Genomic DNA, 18651 nt, shown 5'->3' with positions numbered 1-18651 from the left:
GAAACGACACTATTTAAAGCCAAACAGATAATCCCGGGTTTGATATTCGCATCAGAATTGCGATAGATTAAAAGGATAGGTGTTAATCCGCGAATAAATAAGGGAAGTGATGCGTTTTCTTTTTGGGCTAGGCGTTTCAATAGCTGTTCTGTTCAACCAGACACTGGCTGCATCGACCCTTACCTTCAAGCAGGCTTTGGCGATTGCCTGTCGCAATAATCCAGAGTTACAGGTCGAAATTGATAAAGCCCATGCCATGCGAGGCTATTTTATTCAAAGCGGTTTATATCCCAATCCACAATTAACCCTGACTGCAGAAAATTTTGGCGGTTCTGGCAGTTACAGCAGTTACGAAGCTGCGGAAACCACGGCTTCGATCACCCAGCCTATTCCCTTGGGCGGCAGACTGAGCTATCTCAAGCAGGCAAGTTATGCGGACTATCTGGCTTCACTGGCGCAGATCAAAGTTCAGCAGGCTGTACTCTATGCCGCTGTCGGTGTGGCCTATGTGGATGCGCTCTATGCCAATCAATGGCATCAGGTAACCAAAAAACTGATTCGTCTGAATCAGAATATTGTCGATTCAATTGAACGGCGGGTAAAAGCAGGGGCAGGGGCGGAGCTTGATCTGCGTTTAGCGCAGATTCGCTTAGGAGAAACGATTATCCAGGAAAAAAAAGCCGGGAGGGAAACTTTAATACAGCGGGCCAAACTGGCGCGTTTGCTGGGTGAGCAGTTAAGAGTAGATCAGACTTTGGTGGACAAAGGCTTGCCCGGGATTACCCTGAATTGGGCGGATTTAAAGAAAAAGATCCCCCAGAGTCCGCAAATGATCCAGGTGAGGTTGCAGTTACAGGCCAAACGCGCCGGGATTACCGCGACTAAAAAATCGGTATGGCCTGATTTAAATGTTCAGTTAGGAGGACGTCATTTTTCTGATGACGGCAGCAATGCGGCGGTAATGTCTGTTTTTGCTGAAGCGCCGGTTTATAATCGTAATCAGGGAAAAATTGTCGCAGCGGAAGCGCAATACACGCAGGCGGCTCACCAGTATAAGGGAACGGGCCTGGACCTTCGTCAAAATGTGTACAACGCTTTTCTGCTGGCAGAGCAAAATCAATACGAGGCTGATGTCGTCACCCGCTCATTATTGCCTCTGGCGCGAAAATCGATCAAACTGGCTCAGGAAGGTTATCAGATGGGGCGGTATTCCTATACGGAATTATCCATTGCACTCAATAGCCTGTATGATGAAGAGCGCCATTACCAGCAGGCCCATGCTGAATACCATAAAGCCTTAATTCAACTCACTGGACTGTTGGGATTAAATCCGGTTAAGGAAAGCCAATGAGATTAATTAAAATCAGCCTGCTGATTATTTTTTTTGCATTCAATTCATTGCTATGGGCGAATACGCCACAAAAAGGGCCGCAGGGTGGACATTTGCTGAAGCAGGGAGCCATCACAGTGGAGCTTTTGATTTTTGAAAGAGCGATGCCTCCTCATTTTCGCGCCTATCTTTATGAAAATGGTAAGTTGATTTCCCCAAAGCAAGCGGTCCTTAGTGTGCAATTAACTCGTTTTAACGGCAGGAAAGAGAAAATCCGTTTTGTACCCATCGACAACTTTCTACAAAGCCAGGAAATCATTTCAGAGCCTCATTCATTTGATGTCGCAGTTCAACTGCAATGGCAGGATAAACAGTTCAGCTGGCATTATTCGACCTATGAAGGGCGTATAAAGATTATGCCCGAACTGCTTAAAGCTGCCGAGATTAAGCTTTCTACAGCCCAGGAAAAAACGATAAAAACACGCTTAAAAGTGTATGGGAAAATAGTTCCAAATCGAGATACCCTCGCGCCCATTTATGCGCGTTATTCCGGAATTATCAAGTCCCTGACTAAAAATCTGGGTCAGGAGGTGAAGAAAGACGATACACTGGCTGTTATTGAGAGCAATGAAAGTTTGCAGGAGTACACCATCAAGGCGCCTATTGCCGGAACTGTAGTGCAAAAGTATGCAACCAATGGTGAACTGGCGCAGGATACCAAGCCTATCTATGAAATTGCCAATCTCGCCAATGTCTGGGCGGATTTTACCTTGTACCGAAAGGATGCCCCGCTGGTTAAGCCTGGAATGCAGGTTATTGTCAGCGGCGATGACGGCAATGCCAGTGCAGTCACCACTCTGACTTATATTTCACCTCTGGGGATTGAGGACAGCCAAACCACACTTGCCCGCGCCATACTGCCGAATGAAACTCGCTCCTGGTTACCCGGCATGTATGTGAATGGTGCAATTATTATTAAAGAAAAAAAAGTGCCTGTGGCGGTGGCGCTTTCCGCTATCCAGCAGATGAACGGGCAGGATGTGGTATTTGTGCAACAGGGAAATTATTTTGAAGCCACCCCGATTACGCTGGGAGAAAAGGATGAGCAATGGGTCGAAGTGCTTTCAGGCCTTGATGCGGGTCAGCATTATGTTAGTCAGAACAGCTACTTTCTGAAAGCTGAAATTGGCAAGGAAGGGGCGAGCCATGACCATTAGGCATTTTGAATAAAGGACAGGAATGCTTGAAAGAATTATACAGGGTTCTCTGAAACACCGCTGGTTTGTGTTGTTATTCACATTAACCATCGTGGTTCTTGGAGTTTACAATTTTCAGCGCCTCACTATTGATGCGGTGCCTGACATTACCAATGTTCAGGTGCAGATTAATACCCAGGCATCCGGCTATTCCCCCTACGAAGTTGAGCAGCGCATCACGTTTCCGGTTGAGCTGGCAATGAGCGGCTTGCCTAATCTCGATTATACCCGGTCTTTATCCCGCTATGGCTTATCCCAGGTTACTGTGGTTTTTAAAGAGGGAACCAATATTTATTTCGCGCGTCAATTGATCAATGAGCGGCTGCGCGAAGTTAAAGATAAATTACCGCCCGAGGCAGAAACCACGCTGGGTCCGATTTCCACTGGCCTTGGCGAAATTTTCATGTATACGGTGACGAATAAACCCAATACGTTGCAAAGCCAGCTTTATAATCCCACCGCACTTCGTACCATTCAGGACTGGATCATCAAACCACAGCTGCGTAATGTGGAAGGAGTTGCCGAAGTAAATACTGTCGGAGGCTATGAAAAGCAGTTTCATATCACTCCGGATCCAATGAAGCTGGTTCGTTATCGTCTGAGTTTAAGTGATGTGGTGGAGGCTCTGCAACGCAACAATGCCAATGTCGGTGCAGGCTACATTGAAACCAATGGCGAACAGAATTTAATTCGCGTGCCGGGACAGGTGCAAAGCCTTGCCGATATTGAAAATATTGTAATTGCCAGTTTCGAGGGCACGCCTGTGCGTATTCGTGATGTGGCCGAAGTCGGGTTAGGGAAGGAGTTACGCACCGGCGCTGCGACTGAAAACAGCAAGGAAGTGGTCCTGGGAACTGTGTTTATGCTGATGGGTGAAAACAGCCGCAGTGTTTCCGAGCGAGTTGCTGCGAAGATGGCTGAGATTAACAAATCGCTGCCAGAAGGGGTAGAAGCAGTTACGGTCTATAATCGTACTCTGCTCGTCAATGCGACGATTGACACCGTCAGGAAAAATCTTCTGGAAGGGGCATTGCTGGTTTGCGTCATTCTGTTTTTATTTTTAGGCAACATTCGAGCAGCGCTTATCACCGCGACAGTTATTCCCTTGTCGATGTTACTGACCATCACCGGAATGGTCAGTAACCAAATCAGCGCCAATTTAATGAGTCTTGGGGCTTTGGACTTTGGACTGATTGTGGATGGCGCAGTCATCATTGTTGAAAACTGCATGAAGCATCTGGGTGAAGAACAGCATGCGCTCAATCGCATTCTGACTCTCGATGAGCGGCTTAAGGTCATTGCCACCGCCACAACTGAGGTCATCAGACCCAGTATTTTTGGGGTGTTCATTATCACCATTGTCTATTTGCCTATTTTAACCTTGACCGGCGTGGAAGGAAAAATGTTTTTGCCGATGGCGGAAACGGTCATTATTGCGCTCATGGCCTCCATGCTGTTTGCTTTAACCTTTGTTCCCGCTGCTGTAGCCATATTTCTTCGCGGACGAATTCAGGAAAAAGAAAACTGGCTGGTCCGTCATCTTTCGGGTGCCTATGCCAAAGCGCTTGGCTATTGTTTTGAAGCGAGAAAACTGGTCATAGGCGCTGCGGCAATTCTGGTACTGATCAGTATTATTATTGCTTACCATCTGGGGGGAGAGTTTATTCCGAGCCTTGATGAGGGCGATATTGCCATGCATGCCATGCGAATTCCTGGAACCAGTTTAACCCAGGCTATTGCCATGCAGGATTTGGTTGAAAAACGCATCAAACAGTTTCCTGAAGTCAAAAGAGTATTTTCCAAGCTTGGTACTGCCGAGGTAGCGACTGATCCAATGCCGCCCAGTGTTGCTGATACCTTTATTATGTTAAAACCTCGCAATGAATGGCCTGAGCCTAATAAGACCAAACAGGTTCTGGTAGGCGAAATGGAAAGCGCTTTGAAAAAAATTCCCGGTAATAATTATGAATTTACGCAGCCCATACAAATGCGTTTCAATGAGTTAATCTCCGGGGTTCGTAGTGATGTCGCGGTGAAAGTTTTCGGCGACGATATGCCAACCTTGCTGAAAATTGGTGAGCAAATCAGTTCTGAACTCAAAAAAGTACCCGGTGCCGCAGATGTCAAAGTGGAGCAAGTGAGCGGTTTACCGCTGTTAACCGTAGAAATTAATCGCGATGCGCTCGCTCGGTATGGGTTGCAGATTGGAAGCGTACAGGATGCCATTGTCATAGCGACTGGTGGAAAAAAAGGCGGTGAGTTTTTTGATGGCGATAAACGCTTTGATATTGTCGTTCGTCTACCCGAGACTTTACGTTCAGATCCCGATGTATTGCGGCAAATATTCATCCCCTTACCACTTGCCAAAGACAATGAGCGGCATTTTATTCCCTTAAGTGAAGTAGCTTCCATGAAACGCAGCGAAGGACCCAACCAGATTAGCCGCGAGAGTGGGAAGCGCCGCGTCGTGGTAACTGCCAATGTCAGAAATAGGGATCTGAGTTCCTTTGTTAATGAAGCAAGACTGCGTATTGATGAAAAAGTCAAAATACCCAGTGGATACTGGATTAGCTGGGGAGGTCAGTTTGAACAGTTGCAATCCGCCTCAAGGCGGCTTGAGCTGGTTGTTCCAATCACTTTGCTCGGTATCTTTCTGTTACTATTTATGAGTTTTGGCCGAATCAGCGATGCCTTACTGGTATTTACCGGGATTCCTCTTGCTTTAACCGGCGGTGTGTTTGCCCTGTGGCTGCGCAATATTCCCTTGTCCATTTCAGCGGGTGTTGGATTTATCGCTTTATCCGGGGTTGCGGTGCTTAATGGTTTGGTTATGATTACGTTTATTAATAAACTGCGCGAGCAAAAACACTTCAGTTTAAAAGAAGCCATCCTGCAAGGATCCCTGGCGCGGCTTCGCCCCGTTCTCATGACCGCTCTGGTCGCTTCTCTGGGGTTTGTGCCCATGGCTTTAGCGACCGGAACCGGTTCTGAGGTGCAAAGACCACTGGCGACAGTAGTTATCGGCGGCATTATCTCATCAACCTTTCTAACCTTACTGGTTCTACCCGGCTTGTATTCTATTTTTCACCGGCCGCGTGGGTGTAGGTGACCCATGCCGACCTTCGCGTCTATATGACTCGGTGGATCTGGCGGTTTTTGAGATTGAATTTGCCCTAATCGTTGTCGATAGTTTTCTGTCACTTGAGCTGCAGCATTATTTGGCCTGTTTTTTGTTAAATGTGAAGTAGCAGTTATTCGTCTCTGATAATTTATACATAAATCCATAAGAGTAGAAAGTCGTCCATCACATAGTACATCCAAATATTGCTCCAGGCGAATGCTTCTATTGCCGTTCATTCTGGCGAATAAAGCTGAAGCCGCTTCTACTTTTTCTTTCCTGGAAAATTTTGAAAATAGTTTGGGGTAATCGGGCTCCTTTAAACGGTCTTGAATATAAGTACGGACCGCCTTTAAGATTAAATCTTTTTGAAACTCCAATGGAGCGTTACTAATTGCGGGAAGCAGAACAGCACCTTTGCCCCATCTGATATCAGAGCTGCTCCATGTACTTTGCTGAATTAATAATGGAATGAGTGTTTTGTCTCGTGTGAAATTGGCAATAATGAGCGGCGTTTGCCCTTCATTGTCTTTCAAGTCACAATTGGCTCCGGCTCGAAGCAATAATTCAGTAATGCCTTTATTCTTATTTTCTACTGCATAGTGTAATGCAGTGGATTTAGTATTGGATTGAATATTTGGCTTAGCTCCATAGCGCAGCAGCAATTCAGCCATGGGCTGATTGTTATTCCTGCAAGCGACCATTAAAGGTGTATCTCCCTCATGGTTTTTTAAATTGGGGTTGCCGCCTTTCTTAAGAATATGCTCTGCAATAGCTATGCTTTCTGGAGCATAGGAATAGAAGGCAAGATGATGTAATGGGGTATTCTTATGGGTAACATAATGATTAGGGTTAAAACCGGGGTGTTCGATAATCAGCTCTGTAACCGCCCAGTCACCCAGCATTTCGCAGAAAGCAGATCTGCCATACACTCTTTTATTGACATCAAGTGAGGGAATGGTTAACAGGTATTTGATTATTTCTCTTTGATTTTTATCAATTGCAGCCTGAAGCAAGGGAGTATGAGACCGATTAGTATGATTGACATCGTTTTTTTCAAAGTCAATTCGCTTAATGGTTTCAAGATCACCGTTGTAAATCGCCCAGAACGCAATAAAACCTTTACCATAGATACTATCCAGTAAGTGACTCAATTTAGCTTTAGGTCTAATAGCTTCTATTGTTTCTTGTGTAAGGGATTTGTTATTTGTGGTAATAATGTCAATATGTAAAATGAATTCTTTTTTATTAGCACTCAAGAGACGTGAAAGTTCTTGGCTATTAAGTGGAAATTCAGCGAATTCAATATGATTGACATCAGCCCATTCAAACTTGTCTTTTCCAACGACGCGAATCCCGCGGGAGTGGTTTTCAGTGTCAATTATAATAGCAACATCTCTTCTACCCTCAAGCACCTCACTGAGTAAATAAAGATAGGATTCCAGTGTGTCGTTATTGAATTGCTCCAATGTATTCAGGGCGCGGATGAAACTGTCCTGATTCTCACTTAGCCTTTCAGGAAGAAGAAATGGCGTAATTTCTCCCCACTCAAGCTGATATAAATATTTCTCAAAAATGGATTTAAATGCTCTTGGATCCTGATAAAGAGAAATCCCCTCAAAAAAGGCTGGCATCTCCAGAAATAGCTGCTCGATTTCGGAGAGATTGGTAAATCCAATGTCACGTGATTTTTTACGCAGCTCGTCAATCAGGCATACCAGCTGCTCAGGATTGTCTGAAATATCATTTAAATAAACCAATCGCTTATAGAATCTCGGCAAATCGTTGCAGCATACTGCTTGCGCCCACATTGCTGTAAATCCGCGGCATAATCCGCTCTCATGAAGCGTTGTATAACCAAGAGCACGGCCAATTTTTATAAGTTTATAGTGGCTAATCATGAATCATATAGAATAATTATTATTGGCCAATAATAATTCAGTTGGTGAAACAATTTGCAGGTGATCAATAGTAAAGTAAGTGTAAAATTGACTAAATTAGCTGACCAAAAAATAATCTGAAAATTAAATTTTTGATTACAGCTTTTACAAAATCAGATAAACTAGGCAGTTTTGGTGGCACTTATAGTGCAACTATTGTCTTGTTAATAATTAAAGGGGTAGAAGATGAGTTATCTAAAAATAGAGAAAAAATTTAATGAAAGTACAACTGTAGAAAGTAAAACTGAACAGGAAACACAAGAACAGCCACGTGTTAAACATAAACGGGTAATAGCAGAGCCCGTTGCTGGCAATGTACAGTTTTCCGTTGGTAATATCTCTGGAGTTTCCAAAAAAACTTCCCCCGAGCAAATGGAAAAAATGTTCACAAAAAGGAATGAACTTTTGCAGTCAATGAGCAGTGAAGTCACGATTACTGCTCCTGTAGGCGGCAATATTACAGAGAGTTTTCTTTGCTTTGATTTTGCTGCTGACAGCGACTCTGATGAAGAAAAAGCTGGTTCCACGCTTTCAATGAAATAATTGATACAAATCTTAAGCGTAGGTCGGGCGCTTTCGCCCATAGCGGTCAGGCTAATAAAATATCTGATCCCCTCTCCACCGCGCAGCGGGGGAGAGGGTTAGGGTGAGGGGGCTATAAACAAGGTGGCGTAGCGATTCATTAATCATATTTCTGTGGCGATGGTTTATTGCCACAACAAAATGGAATCACTAACGTGATAAATTTTTTAACCCCCTCACCCTACCCTCTCCCCCACGCTGCGCGCGGTGGAGAGGGGATAACATTACTTCTTATCCTGACCGCTATGGGCGCTTTCGCCCGACATTCAAACTCAGATGAGCGAAAAACCTTAAAGAGTGGGAGATTTTAATTTTCAATGAGTTGTTTGAGAAAGAGACGCTTGTTTATATAATGCTGTAATCGATTTATGCCCGACGTGCACTCTATGAGAAACTTTCGGATTTATCTCTATTTACTGCTTTATTCTTTGTCATTTACTTCAACTGCCAAAACAGAAACCTGTCCCTCTGCAGGTGCAAAAGATCGTTATGTTGTTACCAAGTTGCGCGCCGAACAGCGAAAGGATACTGCGGGTCTGATTCGGGTGTATTATAAGCTCCTTCATTCCTTTGACCCGCAAAAACCCACTCTTTTGGTTATCAATGGCGGGCCTGGCGGCGATCATAATTTGATTGAGCTTTTCTATAACACTAAACTCGACAAAAAAATGAATATTGTCGGTTTTGATCACCGGGGTCTGGGTTGTACTCGACCTCTTTCTGCCTGGAAGGCCTGGTATGAAGAGGGTATCTATTCAATGAGCAGAACTGCTGATGATATAGAGGCTATTCGCAAGGATCTTTTGGGAGAGGACGGTAAATGGTTTGTCTATGGAATTTCATATGGAACCTTCTTAGGGCAGCAGTATGCAATAAAATATCCACAATCCATTGAGGCGATGATATTAGATTCAGCATTTCATGACAGCCAGGCCATTGATATTGCCCGGCAGCAATTTATGCCTTTATATATCCGTAGTGATGAGGCTATCAGTAATTTATATGACCGGGTGATTCAAAAATACAGCGATCTGAGATCCGCAGTTCTTCGTACTATTTTTAGCTACAGTTATGGTTATGATGGACGCACCAGAGCAACGCGCATTTTTCTGGAGCGACTTCTGAATACTGGCTCCAGGGAAGAAGCTGAGAAAATAATAGGGAGTCAGCCTGATTTTCCGATGACGGGTATGTCGCGCCATATTATTTGCGAAGAAATATGGGATTACTCAGCTGACCAGGATGCCAATGCCTATTATTTTTCCTCTTTTGGCGACTGCGGAGCATTTGAAAAACACCGTAAACCGATGGCTTTTGCTGAGGAACTTAGAAAGCTGAATGTTCCTGTCTTTATTTGGGGCGGACGATTTGATCCAGTTACGCCAATTCAGGCGATGCGCGAAATGCATCAGCTTATTCCTCAATCATTATTCTGGGAACATCCCTATGCCGGGCACGGTTTGATAGTGGAAAGCTCGGCTTGTGCGTTTAAGCTGGCGGATATGTTTTTTAGTGGCGGTTCAAAATCAGATATAGAGGCCTTGGCAAATAGTGCTGATTGCCAGAGTGAGCCCTCTGCGAATTTTGCGGACACTCAGAGCCTGCTAAAGAAAATGACTTTGCCAGGGATAAATTTTCCAGGGTTTTAATTATCGATTTGAGCAATCTATGCCCTTCAGGGCGTCTAGCTTTGTCATTTCCGCGCAGGCGGAAATCCATTTTTACATGGCACTGTGCCGAATCAGGAATAGATTTCCGCCTGCGCGGAAATGACAGGTTTGAAGCCGTCTTTGCGAGCGCTAGCGAAGCAATCCAGCTCCTTACTTTGTTCAAGCTTCGATCTGGATCAATTGCTTCACTTTGTTCGCAAAGACAACTTAAAAGCTACCATTGAGGATAAATTTATTTGAGAATCAATGAGTAGCTTGATATAGTCTCTCGCTCGAAATAATCTTAACAGGATGTAAGAGCAATGATACGGACATTAATTACTGCTTTTCTGGTATTATTTTCTGCGACTCTATTTGCGCAATCGACGATTCGCATCGGAGAAGATGTGGATTCTTCCTTAGCGTCTGCTGCGAACCCGGCTATTCATGCCAGACACTATCGTTTAGTTAAAATTGATATACAATCACTTTACTCCGAATTGGCACTTGCTCCGCATCGCGATAATTTATCAAGTAGTAAAGCGCTTGTCATCGAACTCCCTCATCCCAATGGCCAGAACCGGCAGTATAAGCTGGTTGAAAATTCGACTATGGCACCTGATCTGGCTGCCAAATTTCCAGAAATTAAAACCTATGATGCTTATAGCACTGATGATTCAGCTGAGCTGGTTAAACTGGATATTACCCCTAACGGTTTTCACGCCATGATCCTGACTCCCGGTAAGGACAGTATTTTTATTGATCCTTTGGAAAAAGATAATACGCAATATTACATGGTCTACTATAAGAAAGATTTTAGGACAATCAAGCGAACTAAATGCGGTGTGTCAGGGCAGGGTAAGCCACTGCAAACGACTAAGTCTTTTGCCAATTTTTCTACTTGTGAATTAAGGAAATATCGTCTGGCAATGGCAGCAACCGCGCAATACACTGCTTTTTACGGGGGGACAGTCGCTCAGGCACTGGCGGGTGAAGTCACAACGGTGAATCGTGTAAATGGAATTTATGAACGTGACGCTGCTATCACACTACAATTAGTCGCAAATAATTCGGCCATTATTTATACGGATCCGGATAATCAGCCCTATACCAATGGCAATCCTTCTGCTTTGATTGAAGAAAACCAGACCAATGTGGATGCGGTGATTGGGTCAGCCAATTATGATATTGGTCATGTGGTTGATGCCTCTGGCAGTGGATTGGCAAGCCTTGGCAGTGTCTGTGATCCGGCTGAAAAGGCACAGGGCGCAACAGGCCAGGAAAATCCTATTGGTGATCCTTTCGATGTGGACTATGTTGCTCATGAAATAGGCCATCAGTTTGGAGCAAATCATGTGCAGAATAATAGTTGCGAACGCAATATTCCGACAGCAGTCGAGCCAGGAAGCGGCAGCACCATTATGGGTTATGCAGGGATTTGCGCGCCCAATGTGCAGGCGAATTCAAGCGCCTATTTTAATGGCATCAGCTTACAGGAAATCGGCCAGTTCGTTTCACAGCCAACGCATACCTGCGCAGTTAAAACGCCAATTTTTCCTGCACCGCTCATAAGCAATACTAATGGAAATCACATCATTCCAGCCAACACGCCCTTTAGTTTAACTGCTTCAGCCACTAATCCAACGGGTAATTGGTTAACTTATACCTGGGAACAAATGAATAATGAAGTCTCGGTTCAGCCCCCTGTCAGTTCGGCAACCGGTGGTCCCAATTTCAGAAGTATTGATCCCTCAATATCGCCCACTCGATTTTTTCCTAATCTGGTGTCTTTAGCGAATAATGGGCCCTTCACCTGGGAGGTTATTCCCTCTGTATCAAGGATTTTGAAATTCAGAGTTACGGCTCGGGCAAATAATCCCTATGGCTCATGCAATGCCTACACCGATGTGAATGTGACAACCACGACAGCGGCAGGTCCCTTTGTAGTCACTCATCCCACAAACCCCGGTATAAGCTTCCTGGGGGATACGATTGAGCCGGTCATGTGGAGTGTCGCTAATACCAACTTGCCGCCCGTGAATGCTCAGTTTGTGGATATTTTTCTTTCTATTGATGGGGGCGTCACCTATCCCTATCTTTTGGCGCAAAGAACACTTAACATCGGCATAGCTAATGTGTTTGTTCCCAGTCTGGCGACCACAACCGCTCGTATTATGGTTAAGGCGTCCACTGGCAGTTTTTTTAATATTTCATCTAATAATTTTAGCATCGCGACTCATCTTAATTTGGTCCAGGCTGAACGCAATCCAATGAATCGCAGTGAAGCCTTCATTTATTATGCCGGTCTGGATCCACGTTTTATTACAGGCCTGGTTGCCAATGGGTTGCCTAATTCAATTGTTACACTGGATGGCCCGCATCGTCGCTTTATTGTCACAAATATTGTAACGCCGCGAAAAGTGAATGTTTCTATTACGGTGATAAGGCAAGGCGGGGGCATCAGCGAAACCTCCAATCTCATCACAATCCCTGGTATTTTATAAATGAGGTCATTATGAATAAGAAATTTATTTTAGTTGCGTTAAGTTTGTTAAGTTTAAATGCTTATGCTAATTGGTCAGCTGCTTTGAATTTAGGCGTTAACGCAGTCAATATCGACAAAGATTTAACGTATCCTTTGGGCGATCCCTTTACAACGTCTGAGAGTTATCGTCATGCCTATACCGGTTTTCATGGCCAGCTTGCAGTTGCCTATGATTTTTTATTCACTGAAAAGGTCAGTATAGCGATTGAAGGCGATGCGGATTTATTTACAGGGCGGGCAAGGCATGTCATTAATAACTGGTTCATTGATGAGTCAGTGCTGGCAAAGGAAAAGCTAAATTATGGATTTAGCCTCTTCGCCTTACCGGAATATCATTATAATGAAAGTTTCCGTATTTTTGCAGGCCCTGGCGTATCCCGCAGCCAGTTCAAAATCGATTCTACCAACACGGCTGGTAATGCAGGGGTTAGCGGGAATTTTGAGCAATGGTTAACTGGTATAAGTGCCAAAGTGGGAGTGGCTAATAAACTCTCTGCTAATAAGGAACTTCTCTTTACCTATCAATTTACACAATACGATAGTGTGACCAAAAGCGCGGAAGAACCCTTATCCGGTGAATTTCTCCGGGGCCGTTATAAGCCTCAGGCCAATTTATTTATGGTCGGTTTGCGAGTCGCATTCGCTTAATCATTAGCCAGGGAGTGCTTCCTGAAGTTCTGCACTATTTAACTGTGGTGCGTCTTCAACAGGCTCCACATCATCTTCCAGGTCAAGAAGTATCTTGTGGCTCCTCTATGGGAAGCGATTCCTGCCCCAACTTGTGGCTGCTTCTGGAATGCTATAGGCTAAATTTAACTGAAACACTGTTTAGAATAGAGAGCACTGGATTTAAGGATAAGGAATGTTGTATTCACTTGGTGTTGTAATAATATATCTGTTTATTCAAATGAGTCTGATGTGGGGATTGTATCGTATTTTAAAAAACCCCTCTGTTGTTGATGTTGCCTGGTCATTAGGACTAATGGTTACAGGGCTGATTTATCTAAGCTTCAGGTCTTTCAGTTTTCGTACTTTCATTATTAGCTCTTTTCTCATTTTATGGGCATTACGTCTTGCATTTTATTTATGGTACACCCGCATAAGAATAGGCCATATAGACAAGCGTTATACTGAACTCAGCAGTACCTGGAAAATAAACCATTCATTTGGATTCTTTATTAACTTCCAACTTCAGGGGCTTTTAATTCTTATCATTTCAAGTGTGTTTCTGCTGATAAGCGAATCAGAATTAACCCATTTAACCTGGATAGACAGCATTGCTATTTGCATAATTTCATTAGGAATCATGGGGGAAACTCTGGCAGATATACAACTGCAGCGATTTAAGAATCAATACAAAGGAGAGGTCTGTAATGCAGGTTTATGGCGCTATTCTCGCCACCCTAATTATTTTTTTGACTGGTTGGTCTGGATGGGATTCGCATTATTTGCGATACAGTCCAACTTAGGGTATTTGGGCTTACTTTCTCCTTTAATGCTATACATTATTTTTACCCGTATAACGGGCCTGATGACCGAAAAAGGTTCCATACAATCACGGGGTCAAAAATACATTAATTACCAAAAACAAACGCCCATGTTTTTTCCCTGGTTCAAGAAAGAAATCGGTTCTGAATGAAGACTGCAAATAAACTACTCAGTCCGCACAGGACCATTCCCCAGATAAAATCGATTAGCGTTATTTTCCATGGCCAGCCTGCAAGGATTGAATAATTAGTAAAGTCGTAAATCCCATAAGTTACAAGACCAAGCATTACTCCGCCGAGCAATGCTTGCGCGTAATTGCCCTGGGCGTTAGGTATAACAAAATAAAGGATACCCAGAGCGATGCACACATAAACTACAACTGCCGCCCACCAAACCGGCGCCATTTCCCCTCCCAATGTACGCAATAACATGCCGATATTTTTTGCATAAATCGATTTGGCGAGGAACGCCAGCCAAATCATATCCAATACGAAAATACAAAGCATCGTTAAGAAAAAAAGCACTATAAGTTTCATCGCAGTCCTTGAAACAAATTACTCATGAATACTTGAAGTCAAAAAGACTATCCTTCATAGTAGGTGCCTTCCTGGCACTATGGCGCACAAATTCTATGGCCCGATATCTCATTATTGCAGCAAGCAGCGCGATTGGTCAATCAGTAACCGAGCTTTTACAAAAGCAGGGTGATGAGGTTTTTACAACAGCACAAAGCAAAGAAAAGATCACCCCTGACTTTATACTTGATGGCACTGACTTCGGTGCAGTCGATAAAGTGTTTGAGCAGGCAGGGCCTCTGGACGGGGTAGTCAATTGTGCAGGCTCTTTATTAATCAAAAGTGCTCATACGACCAGTTATGAGGAGTTCCAAAAAACAATCAACGCATCCCTGACCACATCATTTGCAGTTGTCCATGCTGCGGGAAAAAGAATGACGCATGGCGGCTCCGTAGTACTTATTGCCTCTGCAGCAGCGTTGACTGGATTGGCCAATCATGAGGCTATTGCAGCGGCCAAAGCAGGGATTATTGGCTTGGCACAATCAGCAGCGGCGACTTATGCCTCTTCAAATCTTCGCATTAATGTCGTGGCACCCGGGATGGTCAAAACGCCATTGACGGAGTCATTACTGAATAACCAATTGATTGCCAGGGCATCGACTGCCATGCATGCTTTGGGGCGAATTGGAGAGTCAGCGGACATAGCCAGGGCTATCTTGTTTTTTTTAAACCCCTCAAACAATTGGATCACCGGGCAGGTGCTCGCAGTAGATGGCGGCTTAAGTTCTGTTCGACCGAAGCTTAAAGTATAAGTTCAGGATATGCTATGACGAGACTGTGTTTTCTTTTGGGCGATCAATTAAGTGAATCGCTTTCTTCTCTCACAGTAATCGACAAGCGCAATGATGTGATTTTTCTTTGCGAAGTGATGGAGGAAGCCACCTATGTTGCTCACCATCCTAAAAAAATTGCTTTCCTGTTTTCAGCGATGCGCCGTTTTTCCAAGCGCTTAAAAGCGCTTGGATACCGCGTTCGGTATACCCAATATGACGATGCTGGCAACACTGGCAATTTTGAGGATGAACTGTATCGAGCCATCAGAGAAGAAAAAATTTCCGAGGTGCATGTGACTTACCCTGGAGAATGGCGTGTTCTTCAAAAATTGGAAACATTAAAAAGGGAAATGCCGATACCCCTCGTCATTCATGAAGATACTCGGTTTCTATGCACACTGGATGAGTTTAAAATATGGGCAAAAGACAAAAAGCAACTGCGCATGGAATACTTCTACCGCATGATGCGTCAAAAGCATGAGATCCTCATTGAAAGTAAGAACAGGCCGGTAGGAGGAAGCTGGAATTACGATGAGCAAAATCGAAAAAATGCAAATCATGTTGAAACATTTCCCAGCAGAATAGTGCATCCTATAGATGAGATGACTTCAGAAGTTTTAAGCCTGGTGGAAAAAGAATTTTCCAATCATTTCGGCCAACTGCAGCCGTTTAATTTTGCCGTGACCCGTGAGCAGGCTCTGGATGAGGCCAGCTACTTCATAGAACATTGTTTAGGGTTTTTTGGTGATTACCAGGACGCCATGCGCTCTGATGAGGTCAATTTATACCATTCCAGATTATCCTTTTATCTGAATGCAGGGCTCCTGTTGCCCTTGGAATTATGCCGCATGGCAGAAGACGCTTTGAAAAATAAAGCAGCTCCTTTGAATGCCGTCGAGGGTTTTATTCGTCAAATTCTGGGATGGCGTGAGTACGTCCGCGGCATCTATTGGCTCTTGATGCCTGACTATGCAGACAAAAACTATTTTAATGCATCCAGGCCGCTGCCCTCTCTATATTGGGGAGAGCACACTCAAATGTTTTGTATGAAAGAAGTCGTTCGGCAGACAAGGGTCGAAGCCTACTCTCATCATATTCAACGTTTGATGATTACCGGTAATTTTGCGCTCTTGGCAGGCATTAATCCGAAAGAAGTCTGTGAGTGGTATTTAGCCGTGTATGCGGATGCTTATGAATGGGTGGAGTTGCCAAACACTCTGGGGATGGCTCTGTATGCTGATGGCGGGGTGATGGCGAGCAAGCCTTATGCCGCCAGTGGCAAATACATTCAAAAAATGAGTAACTTTTGCAAATCATGTGCTTATAATCCGGCAGAGGTGATAGGTGAAAAAGCATGTCCTTTTAATTCCCTTTACTGGAATTTTATAGCTACACACCAAAACGTACTTAAAAACAATCAGCGCCTTCATTATGCTTATCTCAATTGGGATAAAATGGATCCCGAAAAGAAGAAGGGCATTTTAACTAAAGCAACTGAGGTATTGAGCGCATTAGCTAATGGGCGGTTATAAAGAAATACTCTGGTAGTAAAAGAGATTCTAAAAGAAGTCCTGCTCTGGAATCACCACTTGGAGGAGGCCATTCAATAGACCCCCTCAATAAATAAGTTCTTGATTTTTATTATTAATTTAATGATATACCATCAGGTGTATTCAGATTTGTTGCCCCTGAATCCATACAGTCAAAAAAGTTTCCTGTGACAGGGTCGATACGGCATTTTGACACACTTGTGTTATCACTGATGTAAATAAGACTATTAGCCTCATCTATCGCAATATTCTGAGGATTAGTAACTGCCCCACCTGCGGTAAAGCAGCTAGTTAGCATTCCGGTATTGAGAACCACGCATCTGGCAACCGAATTCAAAGAGGTAACTGCTACATAGGCAAAGCTTTCATTGTTAAAAAATGCCATGCTGCCATTAGCAAAAGTAATTGCTGCAGATGGAGGGTTAACACAACCGATTAATTGCCCGGTGCCATCAACGTTACATATAGTCGTCTGGAACTGATTGACAAGATAAGCCCGTGTCCCTGCGGCATTGAAAGTAATTCCACTATGAACTTGACCTGCCGGCGGTGTTGCACCGGAATTGACACAGCCTGCAGTAACAATCATGCCCACTCCATCAATCGGGCATTTTATTAAGGGAGTAGCGCCGGATGAATTAAGAATGTAGAGGAAGGAGCCTGTTGGGTTCAGTGTTAGTCCTGATGAGTTAGTCAGCCCGCCTATAACCGAATCCGTACAATTAGTTAAAGTACCGGTTATGGGAGTTACAGAGCACTGAGTGACGGCGTTACTCGAGGAACTGCTAATGTAAGCCAGTGTGTCAGTTTGATTAAACACAATATTGCTGGGGTTATTGATGGCCGGAAATGGACCCATAACACTACAATTGCTTAATTCACCGGTTAGAGAGTTCCTTAAACATTGGGTTATATTTCCGGATGGGACATTGTTTGTGGCATAGGCAAAAGGGGAGGTGACAGAAATGACCGCATTTACCGCAAGGGTATTCGTTCCGAATATGGGAAAATTTGTAGGCGGCACGACGGTGTTAATGGCGGTATAGGTAACCATGCAGTTAGCCCCAGGCGCTACCACAGCACAGGTATTTCCTGATTCAACCACCTGTCCATCCAAAGCTGTGCCCGTGAAATCCGAATGAATGGCAAAGGCGTTAAAATTTGACGTATTAGTAATAGTTAACGAGCGGTTGTCACCTTTAGGTATGACAAGCGGTGAGCCTGCTACGGCGATACTCAATGTAGTGGGTGGCAGCACCTCCATCGTAACATAAGTTGTGGCAGCATTTGTGCCTATAATGGGTACAGAAACCTGCGGGTAGCTATTCATGCCTGGAAGAAAGCGTAAAGTGCAGCTTGCTAAAGGCGGCAAAATTGCACAACTTGAAGCATCCTGGGTGACACCCATATTTACAGGCAAGACAGCTTGAATCCCATAAGCGGTAACTCGTGTCGAGCGATTAGCTATAGTTAAAACCACTGGAGTATTCGAGCCGGCAATCAGATTCAGGCAAGCGTGATAATTATACTTACCATAGCAGTAAGAGTTTTCCAGTTTAACGGCTAAAAGGGCCTCAGCTTGATCCTCTGCTTCCAGTTCGAGCGAATTTTCTTTATCAGCATACGATGTGTGTATGAAAATCAAAAAAACAAGTGACAGCTTTAATAGCTGCTTAAAGTAAAATCTTTGTATTTTTACCATATTGTTCAAAATCCATTTAAGAATACCGCTCAGAGATTACACAAAGCGAGTTACTGAACGCTAAAAAGTTGCATGCTAGATTTTTACTTAGGGAATACCGAATATAACACCAGGCGCTGGTTACAGACAATCTCATTGAG

Annotated in this window: 13 protein-coding genes; 10 read left to right on the top strand and 3 right to left on the bottom strand. The window is 44.0% G+C overall.

Going from position 1 to position 18651, the window contains the following annotated elements; translation table 11 throughout:
• Positions 1–109: 109 nt before the first annotated feature.
• From B1207_RS06500 to B1207_RS06490, 3 genes are read left to right on the top strand one after another with little or no spacing between them, the layout of a single operon-like run.
• On the top strand, positions 110–1351 hold the full coding sequence (locus tag B1207_RS06500; RefSeq protein ID WP_112219186.1) for a TolC family protein: 1242 nt from the start codon (positions 110–112) through the stop codon (positions 1349–1351).
• Entirely contained in the window at positions 1348–2547 is a 1200-nt protein-coding gene (locus B1207_RS06495) for an efflux RND transporter periplasmic adaptor subunit (RefSeq protein WP_112219185.1), read from the top strand. The genes B1207_RS06500 and B1207_RS06495 overlap by 4 nt, the downstream gene beginning before the upstream one ends.
• 22 nt (positions 2548–2569) lie before the next feature.
• The gene (locus tag B1207_RS06490) at positions 2570–5695 is read left to right on the top strand and encodes a CusA/CzcA family heavy metal efflux RND transporter (RefSeq protein WP_112219184.1); all 3126 of its coding nucleotides are present in this window, start codon (positions 2570–2572) and stop codon (positions 5693–5695) included.
• Here B1207_RS06490 and B1207_RS06485 read toward each other — a convergent pair.
• Positions 5671–7605 carry an ankyrin repeat domain-containing protein gene (locus B1207_RS06485; protein WP_112219183.1) on the bottom strand — a complete coding sequence of 645 codons (1935 nt, stop codon included), beginning with the start codon at positions 7603–7605 and terminating at the stop codon, positions 5671–5673. The two genes, B1207_RS06490 and B1207_RS06485, sit on opposite strands and share 25 nt — an antisense overlap.
• Before the next feature lie 225 nt (positions 7606–7830).
• On the opposite strand from B1207_RS06485, the gene B1207_RS06480 reads away from it, so the two are divergent.
• The 5 genes from B1207_RS06480 to B1207_RS06460 all read left to right on the top strand — a co-directional run bounded on the left by B1207_RS06480 (position 7831) and on the right by B1207_RS06460 (position 14059).
• A complete protein-coding gene (locus B1207_RS06480; RefSeq protein ID WP_112219182.1) occupies positions 7831–8187 on the top strand; it encodes a hypothetical protein in 357 nt (118 codons plus the stop codon).
• 425 nt (positions 8188–8612) lie between these two features.
• A complete protein-coding gene (locus tag B1207_RS06475) occupies positions 8613–9875 on the top strand; it encodes an alpha/beta hydrolase (protein ID WP_172458165.1) in 1263 nt (420 codons plus the stop codon).
• A 323-nt stretch (positions 9876–10198) separates the two neighbouring features.
• Positions 10199–12379 (top strand): reprolysin-like metallopeptidase, encoded by a 2181-nt coding sequence (locus B1207_RS06470; protein WP_112219180.1) that lies wholly within the window; start codon positions 10199–10201, stop codon positions 12377–12379.
• A gap of 11 nt (positions 12380–12390) precedes the next feature.
• Positions 12391–13068, top strand: a complete 678-nt coding sequence (locus B1207_RS06465; protein WP_112219179.1) for an outer membrane beta-barrel protein — start codon at positions 12391–12393, stop codon at positions 13066–13068.
• Positions 13069–13282: 214 nt separating this feature from the next.
• On the top strand, positions 13283–14059 hold the full coding sequence (locus B1207_RS06460) for a DUF1295 domain-containing protein (protein WP_437178497.1): 777 nt from the start codon (positions 13283–13285) through the stop codon (positions 14057–14059).
• Here B1207_RS06460 and B1207_RS06455 read toward each other — a convergent pair.
• The gene (locus B1207_RS06455) at positions 14034–14444 is read right to left on the bottom strand and encodes a DUF2177 family protein (RefSeq protein WP_112219178.1); all 411 of its coding nucleotides are present in this window, start codon (positions 14442–14444) and stop codon (positions 14034–14036) included. The two genes, B1207_RS06460 and B1207_RS06455, sit on opposite strands and share 26 nt — an antisense overlap.
• A 95-nt stretch (positions 14445–14539) precedes the next feature.
• On the opposite strand from B1207_RS06455, the gene B1207_RS06450 reads away from it, so the two are divergent.
• Both B1207_RS06450 and B1207_RS06445 read left to right on the top strand, forming a co-directional pair.
• Positions 14540–15238 (top strand): SDR family oxidoreductase, encoded by a 699-nt coding sequence (locus B1207_RS06450; protein ID WP_112219177.1) that lies wholly within the window; start codon positions 14540–14542, stop codon positions 15236–15238.
• Positions 15239–15252: 14 nt separating this feature from the next.
• Entirely contained in the window at positions 15253–16791 is a 1539-nt protein-coding gene (locus tag B1207_RS06445; protein ID WP_112219176.1) for a cryptochrome/photolyase family protein, read from the top strand.
• A 112-nt stretch (positions 16792–16903) separates the two neighbouring features.
• Here B1207_RS06445 and B1207_RS06440 read toward each other — a convergent pair whose 3' ends face one another.
• Positions 16904–18454, bottom strand: a complete 1551-nt coding sequence (locus B1207_RS06440; protein WP_172458163.1) for a hypothetical protein — start codon at positions 18452–18454, stop codon at positions 16904–16906.
• Positions 18455–18651 lie beyond the last annotated feature (197 nt).

This window comes from Legionella quinlivanii (assembly GCF_003265995.1).
Classification (GTDB): domain Bacteria; phylum Pseudomonadota; class Gammaproteobacteria; order Legionellales; family Legionellaceae; genus Legionella_C; species Legionella_C quinlivanii_A.
This window is presented reverse-complemented; position numbering and strand designations above follow the sequence as displayed.

Coding starts and splice junctions, on each gene's coding strand:
- B1207_RS06480 (WP_112219182.1), top strand. CDS start 7,831: ATGAGTTATCTAAAAATAGAGAAAAAATTTAATGAAAGTACAACTGTA.
- B1207_RS06445 (WP_112219176.1), top strand. CDS start 15,253: ATGACGAGACTGTGTTTTCTTTTGGGCGATCAATTAAGTGAATCGCTT.
- B1207_RS06460 (WP_437178497.1), top strand. CDS start 13,283: ATGTTGTATTCACTTGGTGTTGTAATAATATATCTGTTTATTCAAATG.
- B1207_RS06495 (WP_112219185.1), top strand. CDS start 1,348: ATGAGATTAATTAAAATCAGCCTGCTGATTATTTTTTTTGCATTCAAT.
- B1207_RS06455 (WP_112219178.1), bottom strand. CDS start 14,444: ATGAAACTTATAGTGCTTTTTTTCTTAACGATGCTTTGTATTTTCGTA.
- B1207_RS06465 (WP_112219179.1), top strand. CDS start 12,391: ATGAATAAGAAATTTATTTTAGTTGCGTTAAGTTTGTTAAGTTTAAAT.
- B1207_RS06470 (WP_112219180.1), top strand. CDS start 10,199: ATGATACGGACATTAATTACTGCTTTTCTGGTATTATTTTCTGCGACT.
- B1207_RS06490 (WP_112219184.1), top strand. CDS start 2,570: ATGCTTGAAAGAATTATACAGGGTTCTCTGAAACACCGCTGGTTTGTG.
- B1207_RS06475 (WP_172458165.1), top strand. CDS start 8,613: ATGAGAAACTTTCGGATTTATCTCTATTTACTGCTTTATTCTTTGTCA.
- B1207_RS06450 (WP_112219177.1), top strand. CDS start 14,540: ATGGCCCGATATCTCATTATTGCAGCAAGCAGCGCGATTGGTCAATCA.
- B1207_RS06485 (WP_112219183.1), bottom strand. CDS start 7,605: ATGATTAGCCACTATAAACTTATAAAAATTGGCCGTGCTCTTGGTTAT.
- B1207_RS06500 (WP_112219186.1), top strand. CDS start 110: ATGCGTTTTCTTTTTGGGCTAGGCGTTTCAATAGCTGTTCTGTTCAAC.